This is a genomic window from Rhodococcus sp. O3, from assembly GCF_048897285.1.
In the GTDB taxonomy this organism is placed as follows: Bacteria; Actinomycetota; Actinomycetes; order Mycobacteriales; family Mycobacteriaceae; genus Rhodococcus.
Map to the genome: position 1 here is coordinate 1 of NZ_JBMBTE010000014.1, position 20,884 is coordinate 20,884.

A 20,884-nucleotide genomic window follows, 5' to 3' on the forward strand; every position below is an offset into this window, starting at 1 on the left:
TCGTATTCGAAGGGCAGCTCGTCGTTGACGCCCTTGGGCCGGACCGTGACGGTGCGCCCGTCGATACCGATGACCTTCGCCGACGTCCCCGGCTCGATGCCCAAACTCGGAATACCCTCGATGAGATAGACGGTCGCGCGCCGGTCCTCAGCAAGTGCGGTGGTCAGCTCGGCAAGCTGTTCGTCGCTGAGGTGGTCTGCTCCGGCTCGTCTGCGGGGCGGCATGCCACGTCCTTCCTGGATTCGGGTGATTCGGTCCCGGGGTGGGTGGATCGCGAACACTGTCGCACACAGGTACGACATGCCCATGTGCGACTCTTCGAAGGTCACGTCGCGTCCGCGGCGTGAACGGTGGGTGTTCGCCGAGCAGGTGGTCGATCACGCCGGCGGCGGTGAGGAGGGCAGGCGTGGAGGCTTCGGATCGGCAGTCGGACGACCGCGGTTCGGCGGTGTCGGAGGCGGCGACGTCGCTCGACCCGGAGTTGCTGACCGGGGTGCAGCGCGCGTTCGAACGTTCCCTGCTCGGAGGCGACCGCCGCTACACCCAGCGACAGGCCGCGGAACTCGCCGGGGTTTCGACCGAGCGGGCCCAACGCCTTTGGCAGGCATTGGGTTTCGCCGTCGACCCGGATCCGGGTGCGGTGATGTTCACCGACGGGGACGTGCAGGCACTGCGGAACATCTCGGCGCTCGTCTCCAGCGGCGCGGTCTCCCCCGACATGGAGGTGCCCGCCGCGCGGTCGCTCGGCCAGTCGATGTCCCGCCTCGCCGAATGGCAGGTCTCGCTGCTCAACACCCATCTCCTCGACCGGCTCGACACGGCCTATGCGGGAACCGCCCCGGCACCCGCGGAGATCGACGAATTCGTCGGCACCCTGCTGCGCGACATCCTGCAACTCGTCGAGGAAACCCAGATGTTCGTGTGGCGCCGCCACCTGGTCGCGACGACCGAACGCAACATCGTGCGGGCCCGCGAGGAAGCGACGAGCCGCGATCTCGTCGTGGGTTTCGCCGACATGGTCGGCTACACGCGCCTGACGAGCCGCATCGAAGCCGACGAACTCAGCGACCTGCTCGAGGAATTCGAGTCCGCGGTCACCACCGTCATCGCACAAGGCCACGGATGGGTGATCAAGACCGTCGGCGACGAGGTGATGTTCGCAGCGGAGGATCCGGTCGACGGAGCCCGGATCGCGCTGGCCCTGCAGGAGTCGTTCGGGGCACGACCGGACGCCCCGGATCTACGGGTCGGACTGGCGTGGGGTCCGGCCCTGGCACGGTTCGGCGACCTGTTCGGCTCGGTCGTCAACATCGCGGCGCGCTTGACCGGTGTGGCCCGTCCCGGCACGATCCTCGTCGATTCGGCACTGGCCGACCGGCTCCACTCGTCCGACGAGTTCGAGGTGCGTTCGATCCGGAACCTGCGCGTCAAGGACTTTCATCGGTTGCGGCCCTCGGTACTGCGCGCGGCCCGTTCCTGACCGGGCGGCATCCCCGCGCGGCTAGGAAGTCGTCGACGATGCGCTCGCACGCCGCGTGATCGAGCGACGGCAGGGTCGCGAGTTTCGTGAACACGACAGGCCCGATCAGCTGCGCGAGCGCGAGGTCGTAGTCGAAGTCGCCGAGCTGTTCCCGCGCGGTCGGAGTGACGAAGACGCGGTCGAACGCCTCGCGGTACCGCTCGACGAGACGCTCGCGCAACGAGAGCAGTTCCGGGCGGTCGTGGCTCAGCGCCTCGGCGCTCGAGTAGTCCCCGAGCCCCGGTCCGAGTCCCATCCAGCACATCGCCGTCAGCGGGATCGGGATCTCGTCGAGGATCCGGGCCTGCGCGACGACCAGCGCCACCAGCTGATCGCGCAGGTCACCGTCCGGCACGGGCGGGATCGGGGGCAGCATTCGCGCGAAGGCCGCCGCGACGAGTTCCTCGCCGTTGGCGAAATGCCGGTAGAGGGTGGCCCGCGCGACGCGCGCCAGTCCGGTCACCGCGTCGATGGTGACCGCTTCCGCTCCGCCCTTCGCGAGCAGTGCGGTCGCGGCGTCGAGCAGCCGTGCCCGCGACCTCGCCTTGCGGGGGTCCTCGTCGCCGCGTCCTCCGGCAGCGGGGTCGGGACCGTCGTCGTGGGGGACGGGCAGGGGCTGGGTACTCACGTCCACAGTTGTATCCGTTCGGTTTCGCCCTTGCCTGTGATACCGACGGTTCGGTTACGATACCAACAGTCTCGTTTCTTCGTGACCCCGCTCCGGGAAGGCCGGCTCGTGTCCGAAACATCGGAAAAAAGCTCGACCAGCACCACCGCAACACTCGAACCCCCGTCACGCCTGACGCGGGCGCAGTGGTGGTTGCTGATCGTCGCCTGCGCGGCCGTGGCCCTCGTCGTCGCGGCGATGGCGTCGCTGAACATGGCGTTGCCCGACATCGCCGTCGACATCGGTGCGACCCAGAGCCAGCTGACCTGGATCGTGGACAGCTACACGCTCGTGCTCGCGGCGTTCCTGCTGCCGGCCGGCGCTCTCGGCGACCGCTACGGCCGCCGCGGCGTGCTGGTCGCGGGCCTGGCGGTCGTCGCCGTGTCGTCGGCATTGCCCCTCGTGCTCGACAGTCCGACATGGATCATCGCCGCGCGCGGCCTCGCCGGACTGGGTGCGGCCCTGGTCATGCCCGCGACCCTGTCGGTGATCACCGCCGGATTCCCGGAGGAGCGGCGCGCACGGGCGGTCGGCGTCTGGGCCGGTACCGCGGGCGCGGGATGCATCGCCGGCCTGCTCGTTTCCGGCGTCATCCTCGAATACAGCTCGTGGATCATGATTTTCGTGAGCTTCGCGGGGGCCGCCGTGGTGCTGCTCGTGGCGTCGCTGACGATCGCGTCGTCGCGGGCCCACGAACACTTCCCACCGGACCTGGTCGGCAGTGCGCTGTCGATCATCGCGGTGGGACTGTTCGTGTTCGGGCTCATGGAGGGACCGCACCGCGGCTGGACCGACGCGATGGTCCTCGCCTGCATCATCCTGGGTCTCGCTGCCGCAACGGGTTTCGTGCTCACCGAACTGCGGACGCCCGCTCCCCTGCTCGACGTCCGGTTGTTCACCGACCGCGCATTCGGTTCCGGGGCACTGACACTGCTGTTCCAGTTCGTCGCGATGTTCGGCGTCTTCTTCATCGTCGTGCAGTACCTGCAGCTGGTACTCGGCTACTCGCCGCTCGGCTCGTCGATCCAGTTGATCCCGCTCATCCTGCTGGTGATGACGGTGTCGGTGCTCATCCCACCGCTCGTCCCGCGAGTCGGGCTGCGTTTCCTCTTCACCGGCGGCCTCGCCGTCCTCACGGGCGCGTTCGTGCTGATCGGGGAACTCGATCCGCACTCGTCGACCGTTCTCATCAACGTGGCCCTGTTACTGCCGGGCGTCGGCCTGGGCATGGTCTCGGCGCCGGCGACACACGCGATCGTGTCGAGCACGCCCGACGACAAGCAGGGAGTGGCGTCCGCGGTCAACGACGCCACCCGCGAGCTCGGCGCGGCGATCGGCGTGGCGGTCGCGGGCAGCATGCTCGCCGCGATGTACGGACGGAAGATCGAACCGGTCGCGGCCGCGATTCCGGACCCGGCCGCCAGTACCGCCGTCTCGGATTCACTGGCGTCGGCACTGAAGGTTGCGGAGGCCGCGGGACCGCGCGGGGAGGAACTCGCCGACCTGGCCCGGTCGGCGTTCCTCGCCGGCATGCAGCAGGCGTCGTGGACGATCGCGGTGATCCTCGCGATCGGCGCCGTGGTCGCGGCGTTCCTCTCCCCGGGCCGCTCCCGGGTCACGAAGGTCCGCGAACCGCGCTGAACCCGGTTCGCGGCGCCGGCGTCAGCGTCCCGCGCCTGCCTGGTCGGCACACGTGCACCGCTCGGCGGCCGGGACGTCGCGCATCACGTCGTCGACGTGCTGGCCGCATCCTTCCCAGCCGGTCTTGCCACACACCGGGCAGGTCACGGGATAACACATGGCGATGTACCTCCAGATACTTCGGGTCTGTCGATTGTGCATGCGCGTCGGCGAGCCCGCTGCAGCGGCCCGGGGCCGCTCGACTGCACTTCACCCATTGTGCCGTGAGGACACTGACTGTAGCCTCGGGTTAACAGTTACTGTCCGTCACACTAAAGGTGGAGACATGACCGCATCGCTCACGCACTCCCAGGATGTTGCCGATACCGCCACCACCAGGGGATTCGTGCCGAACGTGGCCCTGTCGGACCGCGAGGACACGGCTCGGCGCCTGCTCGCATCGGTCGCCCGGAAGTCGTACGACCCGATGATCGAGGTCGACTGGGAGGCACCCATCCCCGCCGACAAGTACGGCATGACCCCCGAGTGGAGCACGCTGTACGGCACCGCCCTGTGGGACGAGATGACCGAAGAACAGCGCATCGAACTGACCAAGCACGAGGCCGCGAGCGTCTCCAGCGTCGGCCTGTGGTTCGAGATCCTGCTCATGCAGATGCTTCTGCGCGACGTGTACAACCGCAACAAGCACTCGCGTCACGTGCAGTTCGCGCTCACCGAGGTGGCCGACGAGTGCCGCCACTCGGTGATGTTCGCCCGTGCCGGCGAGCGCCTCGGCATGCCCGGCTACGGACCCGCGCCGTACATCCACCGCCTCGGCCGGCTGTGGGGTGGTTTCTTCCGCGGCGCGAACGCCTACGCCAGCGTCATGGCAGCCGAGGAGATCCTCGACATGATGCAGCGCGACTTCATGCGCGACGAACGCGTGCAACCGGTCACCCGTACGGTCAGCAAGATCCACGTCCTCGAAGAGGCCCGGCACATCCGGTTCGCCCGCGAGGAGGTCGCACGGCGACTGACCGGCGCGAGCAAGCTGCGCCTGCAGATCGAGCGGATCAATACGGCCGTAACGGTCTACTTCGTGGTCAAGAGCATGATCCGCGAAGAGGTCTACGCCAACGCCGGGCTGGACCGCGACCGCGCGGTGGCCGAGGCGAAGGCCAACACGCACTACCACGACCGGGTCCGCAAGTCCGGCGCGAAGCTCATGACGTTCCTCGACGGCGTCGGGCTGATCGGTGGACCGTCGAAGATCCTGTACAAGAAGGTCCACCTGCTCTGACCCCGGAGGCGGATCCGAAACACACTGCCGAGCAAACAGATTCACCCATATTCGCAACTCTCGCGCCGAGCGTCGATCCGTACGCTCGGCGCGAGGCGCGTCGGTGGCACCCCAACCTTCCGGCAGCGCAAATTCGTCCGCGCAATTACCTAGCGTATTGGTCGGAAATATGGTTCCGTCGCGATGTTCCAACCGGATTCACGCTTCGAAGGACCCCCATGACCACTGCACCCGTCTCCCACCTGCAGGCCGTCGTCGCGGCCAACCACGACGCCGTGAGCGAGGACCCGGCCAAGGCCGCGGTCGTGTTCCGCGCCGAGGCCCGAGCCCATTCCGCGGTCGCGAGCACCGTGGCCCTCGGCCGGTTCGAGGTCGAGGTCGACGAACCCCCGGCGCTCGGCGGCGAGAACACCGCCCCGAACCCCGTCGAGTACTACCTCGCCTCGCTGTTGTCCTGCCAGGTCGTGACGTACCGGGTATGGGCCGACAAGCTCGGCATCACCGTCGACGGAATCAGCGCCCGCGCCGAGGGCGATCTGGACGTGCGCGGCTTCTTCGGCTTCGACGACTCCGTCCGTGCGGGATTCGGCGAGGTCCGCGTCGTCGTGACCCTCACCGGACCGGAATCGCGGGAACGGTACCTGGAACTGCAGGAAGCGGTCGACGCACACTGCCCGGTGCTCGACCTGACCCGCAACGCGACGCCGGTCCGCACAGTCCTCGAAACTGCCTGATCCGCGCCCGCCGGGCCGACGCGACGCGCCCGCGAAGACCGGCGAGAACAGTGGTCGGGATCAGGTTCACGGGTTATTGTCGGGTCCGTGAGCAACACACGAGCATGGTCGACGGGTCGCCTGTCGATGCGTCGTCGTGCGCAGTACATGTGTATGTGCGGGTGTTCGGGTCGCTGAGCGTCCCCGCCCGATCCTCCCCAGCGTGGTGTCCGCGCCGGCCGACGAGTCGGCCGCAGCCGTCTGCCCGAACGCGGCGGCGTGCCGGAACACCACCGAGTTCCTTCCCCGAAATCCCAGAAATATCGAGTAGTACGGAGCAGCACCGATGAGCGAGACCACCCCCGACGCCGTCGATCCCACGGCGAGCTGGAGTTTCGAAACCAAGCAGATCCACGTCGGCCAGCCCGCCGGTGGCGACACCAAGGCCCGCGCCCTGCCGATCTACCAGACCACCAGCTACACCTTCGACAGCACCGATCACGCTGCCGCACTGTTCGGTCTCGCCGAGCCCGGCAACATCTACACGCGCATCATGAACCCCACCCAGGACGCGGTGGAGCAGCGCATCGCCGCGCTCGAGGGTGGCGTCGCGGCGCTGCTGCTGTCGTCCGGCCAGGCCGCCGAGACCTTCGCGATCCTCAACCTCGCCGAGGCAGGCGACCACATCGTCGCCAGCCCCTACCTGTACGGCGGCACCTACAACCTGCTGCACTACACGCTGCCGAAGCTCGGCATCGAGGTCACCTTCGTCGAGGATCCCGACGACCTCGAGCAGTGGGCCGCGGCGATCCGCCCGAACACCAAGGCGTTCTACGGCGAGACCATCGCGAACCCGAAGAACCACATCCTCGACATCCCCGGCATCTCGGGGGTCGCGCACGACAACGGCCTGCCGCTGATCGTCGACAACACGGTCGCCACCCCCTACCTGCTGCGTCCGCTCGAGCACGGCGCCGACATCGTCGTGCACTCGGCCACCAAGTACCTCGGCGGCCACGGCACCGCGATCGCCGGTGTGATCGTCGACGGCGGCAAGTTCGACTGGACGCAGGGACGTCACACCAACTTCACCACGCCCGATCCGAGCTACCACGGCGTCGTCTTCGCCGACCTCGGCGCGCCGGCCTACGCACTCAAGGCCCGCGTCCAGCTGCTGCGCGACCTCGGTTCCGCCGTCGCACCGTTCAACGCGTTCCTGATCGCCCAGGGCCTCGAGACCCTGTCGCTGCGCGTCGAGCGGCACGTCGCCAACGCCCAGCGCGTCGCCGAGTTCCTCGAGGCCCGGCCGGAGGTCGAGTCGGTGTCGTATGCCGGTCTGCCGTCGTCCCCGTGGTTCGAGCGCGGCAAGCAGCTCGCACCGCGCGGCACCGGCGCGATCGTCGTGTTCGAACTCGCGGGCGGTGTCGACGCCGGCAAGAAGTTCGTCGACGCCCTGACGCTGCACAGCCACGTCGCCAACATCGGTGACGTCCGTTCGCTGGTCATCCACCCCGCGTCGACGACGCATTCGCAGCTCACGGCCGAGGAGCAGCTCGCCGCGGGTGTTACGCCCGGCCTGGTGCGTCTGGCGGTCGGCATCGAGCACATCGACGACATCCTCGCCGATATCGAAAGCGGTCTGGCCGCAGCCGCCAACTGACGGCAGGTCCATCGCGAGGCCCGCTCCCGATTCCCCGGGGGGCGGGCCTCGTTGCCTGTTCACGCGCCGTCGCATGCACTCCCGTTCAGTGGTACAAGCCACATTTCGTACCGGTTCCGATGAGATGTTGTCAGCCGGCAACCGGGGCAGGTACTCGTCGGAAGGGCACGTCCATGTCAGCACCAGCAGATCTGCAGCAGATGGTTCAGCAGGTCGTCGCGACACTCACCGGGCCGGGAGGTCGCTTCGAGATCGCCCCGGAGGATGTGCGCGGCAATCGAATTCCCGTGGTGCGCAACCGCGACCGTCGGGTCGGCGACCTTGTTGCCGCATCGAAGGCCTGGGGCGACCGCGACTATCTCGTCACCGCGGACCGCCGCCTGTCCTTCGCCGAGCACGCCGATGCGGTCGCCGCCGTGGCCACCGTACTGCGCGAGGACCACGGCGTCGGCAAGGGTGACCGGGTCGGGATCCTCGCCGCGAACTCGCCCGAGTGGGTCGTCACGTTCTGGGCGGCACAGTGCCTGGGCGCGATCGCGGTCGGTCTCAACTCGTGGTGGACGCCGAAGGAGATCGAGTACGGCGTCGGCCTGGTACGACCGAAGGTGATCGTCGCCGACGCCAAACGCACTGCACTGCTTGCCAATTCGGGACTGTCCGGATTCACGTTGCTCACCGTCGAGGACGACCTGCCGCGCATCGTGGCCGACGGCGCCGGCGCGGAACTGCCCACGGCCGACGTGGACGAGGACGACCCGGCGGTCATCCTGTTCACCAGCGGCACGAGCGGACGTCCCAAGGGTGCCGTGCACTCGCAGCGGAATCTGCTGGCCGTCGTCGACTACCACCGGTTCTCCGACGCGCTGGTCGCGCACATGTACGGGCGCACCTACGACGACGCCGTGCCGAGCGACAGCCGCTACCTGCTGACGTCCCCGCTGTTCCACATCGCGAGCCTGCACAATCTCGCGGTCCCGCGGCTGGCGACGGGCAGCGCCGTGATCATGACCGAGGGCGGGTTCGACGTCGACAAGGTCTTCGGCCTGATCGAACGCGAACGGGTCACCAACTGGGGCGCGGTTCCGACGATGGCCGCGCGCATGCTCGAACACCAGGACACCGACCGTTACGACCTGTCGTCGCTGACCGCGTTCGCGCTGGCGTCGGCGCCGTCGTCGCCGGAGTTCAAGCAGCGACTCCGCGCGAAGTTCCCGTTCGCGCAGCAGGCACTGGTGGACAGCTACGGCCTGACCGAGTGCAGCACCGCCATCGCGGTCGCCACCGCACCCGAACTCGAGGCATTCCCAGGCACATTGGGCCGCCCGATCATGACCGTCGCACTCGAGATCCGCGATCCCTTCGGGGAGGTGGTGCCCGACGGTGTCGAGGGCGAGATCTGTGTCCGCAGCCCGTTCGTGATGCTGGGGTACTGGGAGGACGAGTCGGCGACCGCCGCCGCCCTCACGTCCGACGGATGGTTGCGCACCGGCGACTACGGCGTCGTCGAGGACGGCCGGTTGCGTTTGGCCGGCCGGCGTTCGGATCTGATCCTGCGCGGCGGAGAGAACGTGTATCCCACCGAGGTCGAACAGTGCCTCGAAGAACATCCCGCGGTGCACGAATGCGCGGTCATCGGTATCGATCACGAGGATCTGGGCCAGGAGGTCGCCGCGGTCGTGGTGCTGCGAGCCGGCCACGATGCGAGCGAGGACGACCTGCGCGAGTTCTGCCGCGAGCGCCTCTCCTACTACAAGGTTCCCTCGCAGTGGCGGATCACTCGTGACCTGCTGCCCCGCAACGCGACCGGAAAGGTCCTGCGTCGCAACGTGACCGCCTGACCGCCCCTCCCCTCGTGCGCGTTTTCGGTAGCCCCCGCTACCTACCGGAACCGCGCACGGCGGGCGGGGTCGCCCGACATCGGATACAGCGCTCGGGTGATCTCCCGGGCCGCCGCGGCCACGAGCGGACCGAGCCGGTCGGGATCGACGGCCTGCTCCGCGCCGCACAGCGAGATGCCCGCGACCGGACCGTCCGTACCGAGTACCGCGGCACCGACACACGCGACACCCGGCACCGCTTCACCGCTCTCGAACGCCAGTCCGCCCCGCTCCCGGATTCGCTCGAGTTCGCGGCGCAGAGCATCCGGATCCGTGATCGTGCGGTCCGTGCACGATCGGATCCCGCCCTCGAACAAACCGGCCAGGGATTCGTCGGGCAGCCACGCGAGTATCGCTTTCCCGCCGGCGTTGGCGTGGGCCGGCCGACGACCGCCGACGCGGGTCGGGAGGGCAGCGGCGAGCCGGCCGCCGACCTTGTCGAGGTAGACGCTGTCGGCTCCGTCGAGGACCGTCAGGTGCGCGACGTTACCGGTCTGCAGCGCCATGCGGTGCAACACCGGTGCCGCCGCGGCGCGGAGCCGATCGTGCCCCGGTACGACGTCGGTGCGTGTACTACGACGCCCGAGCCGGTAGCCGAGAGGGGCCCGGTCGACCCACTCGAGCCGGACGAGCTGGTCGAGAATGCGGTGCACGGTCGATCGCGGCAGCCCGGTACGCAGCTCCAGGTCTTCGAGGGACAGCTGGGCGGTCCGGCTGTCGAACGCGTCGAGGATCCACGTCATGCGCGCGATCATCGACTGGGGTCCGTCTCGCCTCGGCGCTGTCGACGACCCGACGGGCCGATCCACGACGGTCACACCCCCACCTCGCCTTCTGTGTTCCCCACCACACTGAAATTGATTCCTGCACGGTAGCGGGTGCGGCGGCGAAAGGGAATAGCGCCCGGTCGGGACCACTGCTCCCCGGTACCGGGCGGGACCGGCGTCAGACGGTGTCGAACAGGGCGGCCGCGTTGTCGTGACACACCGCGCGCAACCACGCGGAATCCGGGGCCACCCGCTCGAGCGATTCGAGCTGGTGCACGTACCCGTACGGGATGTTCGGAAAGTCGCTGCCCAGCAGAATCTTCGAACGCAACTCGCCGAGTCGCGGCAGCTCGTCCACCGGGAAGGGGGCGTCCTCCTCGGCGAAGTCGGTGAACGCCATGGTCGTATCCAGATACACCCGCGGATACCGCTCCGCGAGGTCGAGGAAATCGCCGTACTCGGGCATCCCCATGTGCGCGATGATCAGGGACAGATCCGGGAACCGTTGCAGCAGAGACACAATCGGTTTCGGTCCGGTGTGGGTTCCCGGCGCGGGGCCGGATCCGCAGTGGATGACCGTCGGCACACCCGAGTCGGCGAGCATCCCCCACACCTGGTCGAGCAGCGGGTCGTTCGGGTCGTAGTCGCCGACCTGGATGTGCGACTTGAACACCCGGACGCCGTCGGCGAGCGCGGCGGCTACGTAGTCCGCGGCACCCGGCTCCGGATAGAACGTCGCCGTGTGCAGGCAGTCGGGGGTACGGGCGGCGAACTGCGCGGACCACGCGTTGAGCCACGCCGCCATCTCCGGGCGATGCGGATACAGCATCGAGGTGAACCGGGAGACGCCGAACGACCGCAGTGTCGCCACCCGCTCGTCCTCGTCGTGCCGGTAGGTGATCGGCCAGGGACGGCCCACGAGCGGACCGGCCGCGTCGAAGTACTTCCACACCTTGTCCATCACGTTCGCAGGCATGAAGTGGGTGTGCACGTCGATGAGAGAGGCCAGCCCGTGTTCGCCCCGGAATCGACCGATCCGTTCCGCTTCGTCCATCCCCCGACCGTACCGATCCGCCGGGAACCGGCCGCGCGCACGCCCCACCGGGGAGACGGCGCCCGGAAAAATACAAGGTTGAACTTTTACTTGTAGTGTCCTGAACAAACAGATAGGTAAGCCTAGGGTAAACTCCCGTCCGCTGCGGCGCCCTGCCGCTCGCTGAAGCAGAATTCGAGGATGACCGAATGAAAGCCACCCGCATGTATCGGCGCGCCGCTGTCGGCGCGTTGGCTGTAGTCGCTCTGGCCGGCTGCTCGACCTCCACCACGGACTCGTCCGAGGACACCGCCTCGGCGACGACGATCACGGTCGAGGACAACTTCGGTGAGCAGACCGTGACCGTGCCGCCGAAGTCGGTCGTGGCCACCGACAACAGCACGTTCGAGACCCTCGACACCTGGGGTGTGAAGCTCTCGGCGGGCGCCGTGAGCCTGATGCCCAACACCATCGGCTTCACGCAGGACGAGAGCATCGTCAACCTGGGCAGCCACCGCGAGCCGAATCTCGAGGCCATCGTCGCCGTCGAGCCCGACCTGATCATCAACGGCGGTCGTTTCGCTCAGTTCCGCGAGGACTTCCAGCGGCTGGCACCGGACGCCGCAATCGTCGAGGTCGCCCCGCGCGACGACCAGCCCTTCGACGCCGAGCTCAAGCGCGGCACTACCGTGCTCGGCGAGATCTTCGGCAAGGAGTCCGAGGCGCAGGCCCTCAACGACGCATTCGACGCCTCGATCGCACGGGTGAAGGCCGCCTACTCCCCCGACACGAAGGTCATGGGCCTGATCACCTCGGGTGGCGAGATCGGCTACGTCGCGCCGAGCACCGGCCGCACCATCGGCCCCATGTTCGACATCTTCGGCCTCACCCCGGCTCTCGATGTTCCGGAAGGAACCGACAACCACCAGGGCGACGACATCTCGGTCGAGGCCATCGCGGCTTCCAACCCGGATCTGATCATCGTGATGGACCGTGATGCCGGCACCGCGACCGGCGCAGCGACCGAGGGCTACCGTCCCGCCGCGAACATCATCGAGACCACCGAAGCCCTGAAGTCGGTCACCGCGGTCAAGGAGGGCAAGGTGGTCTACCTGCCCACCGACACGTACACCAACGAGAGCATCCAGACGTACACGGAGTTCTTCAACGCTCTCGCGGACCTGCTCGAGCAGCAGAAGTCCTGATTCTCGTCTCGTCCTGACGCCCCGCGGGTCTGCCCGCGGGGCACAGGCATAAATGCACTACGGAAGACGACGGCACCACATGAGCGTTACGACAGCTCCCACCCGCGGCAAAGGGCACCTGTTCGACTGGAAACTCCTCCTGGGCATCCTCGGCGTCGGCGTCCTGCTGACCCTGTCGCTGTTCACGGGGGTCTACGACATCTTCGGCGGCGAACAGGGCTGGGAGATGTTCGAGATCACTCGCATCCCCCGCACCATCGCGCTGGTTCTCGCCGGTGCCGCGATGGCGATGTCCGGACTGGTGATGCAGTTGCTCACCCAGAACCGATTCGTGGAACCGACCACCGCCGGCACCACGGAATGGGCCGGTCTCGGCCTCATCCTCATGCTGATCCTCGTGCCCGACGCGGGTCTCATGCCCCGGATGATCGGCGCCATCGCCGCCGCGTTCGTCGGAACGATGATCTTCTTCCTGTTCCTGCGCCGGGTCGCGCTGTCGTCGTCCCTGATCGTGCCGATCGTCGGGATCATGCTCGGCGCCGTCGTCGGCTCCATCACCACCTACCTGGCCCTGGCCACCGACACGCTCCAGAGCCTCGGCGTGTGGTTCGCTGGCAGCTTCACCTCGATCCTGCGCGGGCAGTACGAGGTGCTGTGGATCGTGGCGCTGGTTGCGATCGCGATCTTCGTCGTCGCCGATCGCTTCACCGTCGCCGGCCTCGGTGAGGACGTGGCGACCAACGTCGGGTTGAACTACAACCGCCTCATCCTCCTGGGTACGGGCCTCATCGCGATCGCCACCGGCGTCGTGACGGTCGTCGTGGGGAACCTGCCGTTCATCGGGCTCATCGTGCCCAACATCGTCTCGATGTTCCGCGGCGACGACCTGCGCAGCAATCTGCCGTGGGTGTGCCTGCTGGGCATCGCCATCGTGACGGTGTGCGATCTCATCGGCCGGACGATCATCGCGCCGTTCGAGATTCCGGTGTCCCTCATCCTCGGCGTGGTCGGCGCCGTCGTGTTCATCGCCCTTCTGCTGCGGAGCCGCCGCCATGCTTGAAACCTCGATCCCGCACGCCGACATCACCGCGGCCACCGCGCCCGCGGGGGCCTCCACGTCCGACGCCTTTCCCGATACGAAGTCGCGGCGCCGCTACTGGATTCTGCTCGCCACGCTGGCCGTCCTCTCGTGCCTGTTCGCCGCGGGAACGCTGGTGTGGGACAACCCCATGCCGTTCGGCAGCGCCGGCTTCTGGCGGATCACCGAGATGCGAGCGACCAGCCTGATCGTCATCGCGATCGTCGTCGTGTGCCAGGCCACCGCCACCGTCGCGTTCCAGACCGCGACGAACAACCGGATCATCACGCCGTCGATCATGGGGTTCGAGTCGCTGTACGTGGCGATCTCCACCGCCGCCGTGTACTTCCTCGGCGCCACCGGTGTGGTTGCGCTCCAGGGCACCCCGCAGTTCATCCTGCAGATCGCCCTGATGGTCGTCTTCTCGCTGATGCTCTACGGGTGGCTGCTCTCGGGCAAGTACGGCAACCTGCAGGTAATGCTGCTCGTCGGCATCGTCCTCGGTGGCGGACTCGGCTCCGTCTCGACCTTCATGCAGCGACTGCTCACCCCGAGCGAGTTCGACGTCCTCACCGCCCGTCTCTTCGGGTCGGTGTCCAACGCGGACGTCGACTACCTGCCGATCGCGATTCCCCTGTGCGTCGCGGCCGCGGTCGCGTTGTGGTGGCGTGCACGCAGACTCAATCTCGTCGCGATGGGCCGGGACGTCACCACCAATCTCGGGCTCGACCATCGTCGCGAGATCATGATCGTGCTGTTCCTCGTGTCCGTCCTCATGGCGGTCTCGACCGCGCTCATCGGCCCCATGACCTTCCTGGGCTTCCTCGTCGCCACGCTGGCGTACCAGTTCGCGAACACCTACGACCACCGTTACGTGTTCCCCGTGGCGGTGCTCACGGGATTCACGGTTCTCACCGGGGCCTACTTCGTCCTGAAGAACATCTTCTACACCGAGGGCGCCGTGTCCATCATCATCGAGGCCGTCGGCGGATCGGTGTTCCTCTTCGTCATCCTCCGAAAGGGCAGACTGTGATCGAACTCAAGAGTGTCCGTAAGGATTACAACAGTGAGGTGTCGATCGGTCCGGTCGATCTGCAGATTCCGGCCGGGGGTATCACCGCGCTGGTCGGCCCCAACGGAGCAGGCAAGTCGACACTGCTGACGATCATCGGCCGACTGCTCGGCGCCGATTCCGGGTCCATCGAGATTGCCGGATACGACATCGCGCGGACCCCCTCGAAGGACCTGGCCAAGATCGTCTCCATTCTGCGTCAGGAGAACCACTTCGTCACCCGGCTGACGGTGCGCCAGCTCGTCGGGTTCGGCCGGTTCCCGCACTCGAAGGGGCGGATCACGCAGCGGGATCAGGAGATCATCACCCGCTCCATCGAGTTCTTCGACCTCGGCCCGCTGGAGAACCGGTACCTGGACCAGCTGTCCGGCGGGCAGCGTCAGCGCGCCTACGTCGCGATGGTGCTGTGCCAGGACACCGACTACGTCCTGCTCGACGAGCCGCTCAACAACCTGGACATGCGGCATTCGGTGCTCATGATGCAGCACCTGCGCAGGGCAGCCGACGAGCTCGGGCGCACGGTGGTCATCGTCCTGCACGACATCAACTTCGCGGCGCACTACGCGGACCGGATCTGCGCGGTGAAGGACGGCCGCGTCGTCGAGTTCGGCACCTCCGAGGAGATCATGGTCGACGACACGCTCTCACGCGTGTTCGACACCCCCGTCACCTGCGTCGACGGGCCCAACGGCCCGCTGGCGGTCTACTACCGCTAGGGCGTGTCTCCTAATCCTTCTCGGATGCACCTGGCGAAACAATCGTCGTCCTGCAAGGCGGAGGAGAAGCCGATACCGGGGTTGTATCGGCGCCGACGACAACGCAGCAGGGCGGCGATCGGGCGACGGGTGCGCCGAAATGGGGAGTGGGAGACATGCCCTGGAGCACCGGCCGGTGGTGCAGCCCGGATCAGAACAGCGTCAGCTCCGTGTCGTCCGTACCGCGCGCGGCGACGGGCTTGACGACGTGCCGCACCGACCTGGGCACCTCGATCGGACCCGGGCGGGCGGCGGCCTCCCGCGCGGCGGCACCGGCGAGCGTGTCGGCCACCTCGTTGAAATGGTTGCCGACGTGCCCGCGCACCCAGCGGAAGCGAACCGGACCCGATCGCTCCGCGATCTCCTGGTCGATGGCGCGCACGAGTTCGACGTTCTTCACCGGCGCTCCGGTGGAGGTCTTCCAGCCCTTGCGCTTCCAACCCGGAAGCCATTCCGAGGCGCACTTGATCGCGTACTGCGAATCGGATTCGATGATCATCGGTTCGGAACCGGGATGGGCACGCAGCGCCTCGAGCAACGCACGCAGTTCGGCGATCTGGTTCGTACCCGACCGCTCACCCCCCGATGCGCTGGGGCCCTCGTGGTTGACCCACGCCCACCCGATGGCGCCACCGGGATTCCGCAGGCAGGACCCGTCGGTGCTCACGATGATCATGTTGCAGACCATAGCCTTTCCGTCCGACACGGTGGAAACCGATGCGGTCGCCGTGCGAGGTACGGTGAACCGGTGACCGCGTACGTCGGTGAAGCCACCCCTTTCGACACCCGGGTCGAGCTGCCGTGGCCCGTCGACGTCGCTCAAACCCTACGCCCGTTGCAACGCGGACCGTATGACCCCTGTCACCGGCACGTCGCCGATGACGTCTGGCGCACGTCCCGGATGGAGTCCGGGCCCGTCACCTATCGCATCCGTCAGGACGGCACCACCGGTGCCCGGTGCCTCGCATGGGGCCCCGGCGCCGAGGAACTCCTCTCCGCGCTGCCCGTGCTGCTCGGGGCCGGCGACGACGCATCCGGGTTCGCCCCCGAGCATCCGCTGCTTGCCGACGCGCACCGGCGCCTGCCGGGGCTGCGCATCACCCGCACCGGCCGGGTGTTCGAGGCGCTCGTGCCGGCGATCCTCGAGCAGCGCGTGCACGGCGTCGCGGCGTTCGCGTCGTGGCGTCGTCTCGTGATGCGGTTCGGCGACCCCGCGCCCGGACCGGCACCGCGCGGCATGGCGGTGCCGCCGTCCGCCGACACGTGGCGGCGGGTCCCGTCGTGGGAGTTCCACAAGGCGAACGTCGACCCCGGCCGCGCCCGCACCGTCGTGCGCTGCGCGCAACTCGGCGACAGCCTCGAACGCCTCACCGCCGAATCCCCGCAGCAGGCGCAACGCAAGCTGCGGTCGGTGCCCGGCGTCGGCATCTGGACGGCGGCGGAGGTCGCCCAGCGCGCGTTCGGCGACGCCGATGCACTCTCGGTCGGCGACTACCATCTCGCGTCCGTCGTCGGATGGTCGCTGCTCGGACGGCCGCTGGACGACGCGGGCATGGTGGAACTTCTGGAACCGCTACGGCCACACCGCTATCGGGTGATCCGGCTGATCACCGAGACCGGTGGTTACCGCCGGGTGCCCCGGCGTGGTCCCCGCACCGCGATCACCGACCACCGCCACCACTGACATTTCGTTGGCTGCACCAACGATAGGTAGGATGGACCCGTGTCCGACCCCGACAACTACCCCGTGCCGACCCGGCTCGATCACCTCCCGAGCTTCCTGCTGATGCAGTCCGCACGGCACGTGCACCGCATGGTGTTCGATCGCCTCGACGCCGCCGACGCCCGCGGCCACCACTACCGCATCCTGGCCGCGCTCGGCGAGGGCGGCCCGTCCAGCCAGATCGAACTCGGTCGCCGGTGCGGACTCGACCGCAGCGACGTCGCCGCCGCCGTGGACGCCCTGTCCGACCGCCGCTTCGTCGAACGCGCCCCCGATCCGAAGGACCGCAGGCGCAACATCATCAGCCTCACCCGGAGGGGACGCCACCGCCTGTCGGAGCTCGACGACGTCCTCACCGCCGTGCAGGACGAGGCCTTCGCACCGCTCGACGCCGACGAACGCGCACAGCTGACCGCGATGCTCACGAAGATCATCGGCCATCACACCCGGGACCGTGCCCGGCACAACGGACACGCGGTCCCGCGCGAGTCGTAGGCTGGAAAGGGCCGTGCGACGGAGATCCCGCCGCACGCAACCCCGAAAGGACGATCGTGCAGCCGAAACCGTGCCGCGAATCCCGAGTTGTCAAGACCAGCAGGGTCTTTCCCAACGACGTCAACGACCACAACACGTTGTTCGGCGGGAAACTGATGAGCGACATCGACATGACCGCGTCGATCTCGGCGACCCGTCACAGCCGCGCATCGGTGGTCACGGCGTCGACGGATTCTGTGGCGTTCCTCGCACCCGTCCGCCCGTCGGATTCGGTGTGCCTCGAATCGTTCGTCACCCGGACCGGCCGCAGTTCGATGGAAGTGTTCGTGAAGGTCACCGCCGAGGATCTGCGCAGCGGTGACCGCCGCATCGCCGCGACCGCGTTCCTCACGTTCGTCGCGATCGACGACGCGGGACGGCCCACCGAGGTGCCCCCGGTGCTGCCCGAGTCCGAAGAGGAACGCCGGCTCAACAAGAGCGGCGACGAACGCGCCGAGCACCGGCGCATCCACCGCCGCCAGAGCCAGGAAATGGCCGAATATCTGTCCACCAGCCGTCCCTGGTGACTTCGCGCTTCGGGTGACGGGAACCGATACGAACGGTTCCCGTCACTCCGAGGTCTACAGCGACCGCGAGATGAGCATCTTCATCACTTCGTTGGCGCCGGCGTAGATCCGCTGCACCCGCGCGTCCTCGTACATCCGCGCGATCAGGTACTCGCGCATGTACCCGTAGCCGCCGTGCAACTGGACGCAGCGGTCGATGACCTCGCACTGCTTGTCGGTCAGCCAGTACTTGACCATCGCGGCGTCCGCGGGATCGAGCTGCCCCTTCAGGTGCTGTTCGATGCAGTGGTCCAGGAAGACCTGGCACGTGCGGGCGATCGTCTGGCACTCGGCGAGCTCGAAGGCGGTGTTCTGGAAGTCGAACAGCGTCTGCCCGAACGCCTGCCGCTGCTTGGTGTAGCGCACCGTCTCGTCGACCGCCCGCTGCATCGCACCGGCCGCCTGCGCGCCGATGATCAGCCGTTCCTGCACCAGCTGCGCCATCAACTGCGCGAAGCCCTGGCCTTCGCTGTCCCCCAGCAGGTTCGACACGGGAACCCGCACGTCGGTGAACGACAGCTCGGAGGTGTCGGCGGCGTGCTGGCCGACCTTGTCGAGCACCCGCCCGACGGCGAAGCCCGGGCAATCGCGCAGGTCGACGATGAGCAGCGAGATGCCCTTGGCGCCGGCCTTCGGGTCGGTCTTGACCGCCAGCACGATCATGTCGGCGGAGGCACCGTTGGTGATGAACGTCTTCGAACCGTTGACGACGTACTCGTCGCCGTCACGGATCGCCGTGGTCTTGATCGCCTTCAGATCCGACCCGGCACCGGGCTCGGTCATGCCGAGCGCACCGAGGATCTCGCCGGTGGCCATGCCCGGCAACCAGGTTCGCTTCTGCTCCTCGGTGCCGTACTCGAGGATGTAGTGCGCGACGATACCGCTGTGGATGGAGATACCGAACGCGAGATCACCCGCGTATCCCTGCGCCTCGAGGACCGCGAGGTCGTGCGCGAATGTGCCTCCGCCGCCGCCGTATTCCTCCGGAATCGAACACAGCAGCAGTCCGAGCTTGCCGGCCTCGAGCCACACCTGCCGGTCGATGCGGTGCTGCGCGTCCCACTTCTCGGCGTGCGCCATCACCTCGCGTTCGAAGAAGTCACCGGCCAGTTCCGACAGTGCCCGGACTTCGTCGTCGTGCCAGGACGGCACGTGCTTGATCCCCATTCGTTCCCTTTGCTTTTCGACGGCCGCTACCGACCGTGCATTCCCACCGGAGGTAGATTGCGGCTCACACCGCACGCAGTTCGCGCTTGAGCAGCTTGCCGCTCTGGTTGCGCGGGAGCGTGTCGACGAAGCGCACGATCTTGGGCACCTTGAACGGAGCAAGCCGTTCCTTGACGTGCACGATGAGATCGGACTCGGCGACCTCGTGGCCGTCCTTGAGCACGACGACGGCGGTGACCGCCTCGATCCACTTCTCGTCGGGCGTGCCGATCACCGCGACCTCCGCGACCGCGGGGTGCGTGTACAAGGCGTCCTCGACCTCGCGGGACGCGACGAGGATGCCACCGGTGTTGATGACGTCCTTGATGCGGTCGACGACGGTGATGTAGCCCTCCGCGTCGCGGGTGACGAGGTCGCCCGAGTGGAACCAGCCGTCACGGAACGCTTCGGCGGTGGCCTCCGGGTTGTCCCAATAGCCCAGGCACAGCTGCGGCGACCGGTAGAGGATCTCGCCGGGCTCGCCGTCGGGCACGTCGTTGCCGTCGGTGTCGACGACGCGGGTCTCGACGAACAGCACGGCCCGGCCGCACGAGGACGGACGATCGGCGTGCTCGTCGGGGCCGAGCACGCATGCGAGCGGGCCGATCTCGGACTGCCCGAAGCAGTTGTAGAACCCGAGGTCCGGGTAGCGCTCGCGCAGCCGGTTCAGCACCGTCACCGGCATGATCGACGCCCCGTACTGGGCCTTGCGCAGCGACGACAGGTCCCGGGTGTCGAGATCGGGATGGTTCGCGAGCGGCACCCACACGGTCGGGGCGAGGAACAGCGATCCGATGCGCTCGGATTCGATCAGCCGCAGGATCTCCGGGATGTCCGGGGACGGCAGCAGGGTGATCGTGGCGCCGACCGCGAGGTACGGCATGAGGAACACGTGCATGGCCGCCGAGTGGTACAGCGGCATGCAGATCAGCGGGTTGTCGTCGCCGGCAAGGTCGAGCGCGACGATCGACGATGTGTACTCGTGGACGAGCGCACCGTGGGTCATCATGGCGCCCTTGGGCTTCGACGTGGTGCCCGACGTGTAGAGCAGCTGAACCAGGTCGCCGCCGGACGAGCCGCCGTCCACCTCCGGGACCTCGCCCGTCGAGGCGACGGCGAGCAGCGAGTCGTCGGCGTCGCGCAGCGGCACCACGTGCTCGGCCGGCACGACGGGGAGGACGTCGTCGAGGTTGGTGCGCAGCGGCGGGTCGAAGAGCACGGCCTTCGCTCCGGACTGTCCGAGCAGATAGCTCAGTTCCTCGCCGCGCAGCGCGTAGTTGATCGGCACGTGCACGAGTCCGGCGCGCGCGGCACCGAGGTAGCCGAGCACGTAGGCATCGGAGTTGGTGCCGTATCCGGCGACGCGGTCGCCCTGCTCGAGCCCGAGGGATCGCAGGTGAGCCGCGGTGCGGGAGACCGCGGCGTCGAGTTCCCGGTAGGTGAACGCGCGGTCCGCGAAGCGCAGCGCGACGCGGTCGGGGAAGCGGGCGGCCGAGCGGTGCAGCACACCGTCGACGGTGTTCGAGCGAGGATCGAGACTCATGGAAGTCAGGCTATAGGACGTCCAACCTTTGGTCGAGACCCAAGAT

The 20,884-nt window shown here is 67.9% G+C and carries 20 protein-coding genes and 1 pseudogene; 13 read left to right on the top strand and 8 right to left on the bottom strand.

The genetic code is table 11. The annotated features are described in order from the left end of the window. Nucleotides 1–224 (bottom strand): annotated as a pseudogene (locus ACN675_RS06795) (translation initiation factor); the annotation flags it as partial. Nucleotides 225–448: 224 nt separating this feature from the next. On the opposite strand from ACN675_RS06795, the gene ACN675_RS06800 reads away from it, so the two are divergent. Continuing rightward, nucleotides 449–1,480 carry an adenylate/guanylate cyclase domain-containing protein gene (locus tag ACN675_RS06800; RefSeq protein WP_420750193.1) on the top strand — a complete coding sequence of 344 codons (1,032 nt, stop codon included), beginning with the start codon at nt 449–451 and terminating at the stop codon, nt 1,478–1,480. Here ACN675_RS06800 and ACN675_RS06805 read toward each other — a convergent pair. After that, a complete protein-coding gene (locus tag ACN675_RS06805; protein WP_420750194.1) occupies nt 1,428–2,132 on the bottom strand; it encodes a TetR/AcrR family transcriptional regulator in 705 nt (234 codons plus the stop codon). The genes ACN675_RS06800 and ACN675_RS06805 overlap by 53 nt on opposite strands. Before the next feature lie 186 nt (nt 2,133–2,318). Between ACN675_RS06805 and ACN675_RS06810 the strand changes: the two genes are divergently transcribed. Next, on the top strand, nt 2,319–3,827 hold the full coding sequence (locus ACN675_RS06810; protein WP_420750195.1) for an MFS transporter: 1,509 nt from the start codon (nt 2,319–2,321) through the stop codon (nt 3,825–3,827). A 21-nt stretch (nt 3,828–3,848) separates the two neighbouring features. Here ACN675_RS06810 and ACN675_RS06815 read toward each other — a convergent pair whose 3' ends face one another. Further along, nucleotides 3,849–3,986, bottom strand: a complete 138-nt coding sequence (locus ACN675_RS06815; protein WP_420750134.1) for a hypothetical protein — start codon at nt 3,984–3,986, stop codon at nt 3,849–3,851. A 166-nt stretch (nt 3,987–4,152) separates the two neighbouring features. Between ACN675_RS06815 and ACN675_RS06820 the strand changes: the two genes are divergently transcribed. The 4 genes from ACN675_RS06820 to ACN675_RS06835 all read left to right on the top strand — a co-directional run bounded on the left by ACN675_RS06820 (nt 4,153) and on the right by ACN675_RS06835 (nt 9,317). Further along, nucleotides 4,153–5,106: an AurF N-oxygenase family protein gene (locus ACN675_RS06820; RefSeq protein WP_420750135.1), complete on the top strand. Its 954-nt coding sequence runs from the start codon at nt 4,153–4,155 to the stop codon at nt 5,104–5,106. Between the two features lie 218 nt (nt 5,107–5,324). Continuing rightward, the gene (locus ACN675_RS06825) at nt 5,325–5,840 is read left to right on the top strand and encodes an OsmC family protein (protein WP_420750136.1); all 516 of its coding nucleotides are present in this window, start codon (nt 5,325–5,327) and stop codon (nt 5,838–5,840) included. A gap of 325 nt (nt 5,841–6,165) precedes the next feature. Continuing rightward, nucleotides 6,166–7,479 carry a bifunctional o-acetylhomoserine/o-acetylserine sulfhydrylase gene (locus ACN675_RS06830; protein ID WP_420750137.1) on the top strand — a complete coding sequence of 438 codons (1,314 nt, stop codon included), beginning with the start codon at nt 6,166–6,168 and terminating at the stop codon, nt 7,477–7,479. A gap of 173 nt (nt 7,480–7,652) precedes the next feature. After that, nucleotides 7,653–9,317 (top strand): class I adenylate-forming enzyme family protein, encoded by a 1,665-nt coding sequence (locus tag ACN675_RS06835; RefSeq protein ID WP_420750138.1) that lies wholly within the window; start codon nt 7,653–7,655, stop codon nt 9,315–9,317. A gap of 41 nt (nt 9,318–9,358) precedes the next feature. Here the strand turns inward: ACN675_RS06835 and ACN675_RS06840 are convergent, their stop codons facing one another. Both ACN675_RS06840 and ACN675_RS06845 read right to left on the bottom strand, forming a co-directional pair. Then, complete coding sequence (locus ACN675_RS06840) at nt 9,359–10,099, bottom strand: IclR family transcriptional regulator (protein ID WP_420750139.1); 741 nt, start codon at nt 10,097–10,099, stop codon at nt 9,359–9,361. 202 nt (nt 10,100–10,301) lie between these two features. After that, nucleotides 10,302–11,177 carry an amidohydrolase family protein gene (locus ACN675_RS06845; protein WP_420750140.1) on the bottom strand — a complete coding sequence of 292 codons (876 nt, stop codon included), beginning with the start codon at nt 11,175–11,177 and terminating at the stop codon, nt 10,302–10,304. A gap of 188 nt (nt 11,178–11,365) precedes the next feature. Here ACN675_RS06845 and ACN675_RS06850 point away from each other — a divergent pair, with 188 nt between their 5' ends. The 4 genes from ACN675_RS06850 (at nt 11,366) to ACN675_RS06865 (ending at nt 15,227) form a co-directional block, all read left to right on the top strand. Continuing rightward, complete coding sequence (locus tag ACN675_RS06850; protein WP_420750141.1) at nt 11,366–12,361, top strand: siderophore ABC transporter substrate-binding protein; 996 nt, start codon at nt 11,366–11,368, stop codon at nt 12,359–12,361. Nucleotides 12,362–12,440: 79 nt separating this feature from the next. After that, entirely contained in the window at nt 12,441–13,421 is a 981-nt protein-coding gene (locus ACN675_RS06855) for an ABC transporter permease (RefSeq protein ID WP_420750142.1), read from the top strand. After that, nucleotides 13,414–14,472 carry an iron chelate uptake ABC transporter family permease subunit gene (locus ACN675_RS06860; protein WP_420750143.1) on the top strand — a complete coding sequence of 353 codons (1,059 nt, stop codon included), beginning with the start codon at nt 13,414–13,416 and terminating at the stop codon, nt 14,470–14,472. Before ACN675_RS06855 ends, ACN675_RS06860 begins: the two co-directional genes overlap by 8 nt. Next, a complete protein-coding gene (locus tag ACN675_RS06865) occupies nt 14,469–15,227 on the top strand; it encodes an ABC transporter ATP-binding protein (protein ID WP_420750144.1) in 759 nt (252 codons plus the stop codon). Before ACN675_RS06860 ends, ACN675_RS06865 begins: the two co-directional genes overlap by 4 nt. 190 nt (nt 15,228–15,417) lie before the next feature. Here ACN675_RS06865 and ACN675_RS06870 read toward each other — a convergent pair whose 3' ends face one another. Next, nucleotides 15,418–15,942 carry a ribonuclease H family protein gene (locus ACN675_RS06870; protein ID WP_420750145.1) on the bottom strand — a complete coding sequence of 175 codons (525 nt, stop codon included), beginning with the start codon at nt 15,940–15,942 and terminating at the stop codon, nt 15,418–15,420. A gap of 72 nt (nt 15,943–16,014) precedes the next feature. Between ACN675_RS06870 and ACN675_RS06875 the strand changes: the two genes are divergently transcribed. The 3 genes from ACN675_RS06875 to ACN675_RS06885 are packed head-to-tail and all read left to right on the top strand — an operon-like array spanning nt 16,015 to nt 18,050. Next, nucleotides 16,015–16,950, top strand: coding sequence for a DNA-3-methyladenine glycosylase family protein (locus ACN675_RS06875; protein WP_420750146.1), 936 nt, complete (start codon nt 16,015–16,017; stop codon nt 16,948–16,950). A gap of 39 nt (nt 16,951–16,989) precedes the next feature. Further along, nucleotides 16,990–17,484, top strand: a complete 495-nt coding sequence (locus tag ACN675_RS06880) for a MarR family winged helix-turn-helix transcriptional regulator (RefSeq protein WP_420750147.1) — start codon at nt 16,990–16,992, stop codon at nt 17,482–17,484. Nucleotides 17,485–17,540: 56 nt separating this feature from the next. Next, a complete protein-coding gene (locus tag ACN675_RS06885; protein ID WP_197252812.1) occupies nt 17,541–18,050 on the top strand; it encodes an acyl-CoA thioesterase in 510 nt (169 codons plus the stop codon). Nucleotides 18,051–18,104: 54 nt separating this feature from the next. Here the strand turns inward: ACN675_RS06885 and ACN675_RS06890 are convergent, their stop codons facing one another. Together ACN675_RS06890 and ACN675_RS06895 are read right to left on the bottom strand one after the other, a co-directional pair. Beyond that, nucleotides 18,105–19,256 carry an acyl-CoA dehydrogenase family protein gene (locus tag ACN675_RS06890; RefSeq protein ID WP_420750148.1) on the bottom strand — a complete coding sequence of 384 codons (1,152 nt, stop codon included), beginning with the start codon at nt 19,254–19,256 and terminating at the stop codon, nt 18,105–18,107. Between the two features lie 64 nt (nt 19,257–19,320). Continuing rightward, nucleotides 19,321–20,838 carry an acyl-CoA synthetase gene (locus ACN675_RS06895; RefSeq protein WP_420750149.1) on the bottom strand — a complete coding sequence of 506 codons (1,518 nt, stop codon included), beginning with the start codon at nt 20,836–20,838 and terminating at the stop codon, nt 19,321–19,323. Nucleotides 20,839–20,884 lie beyond the last annotated feature (46 nt).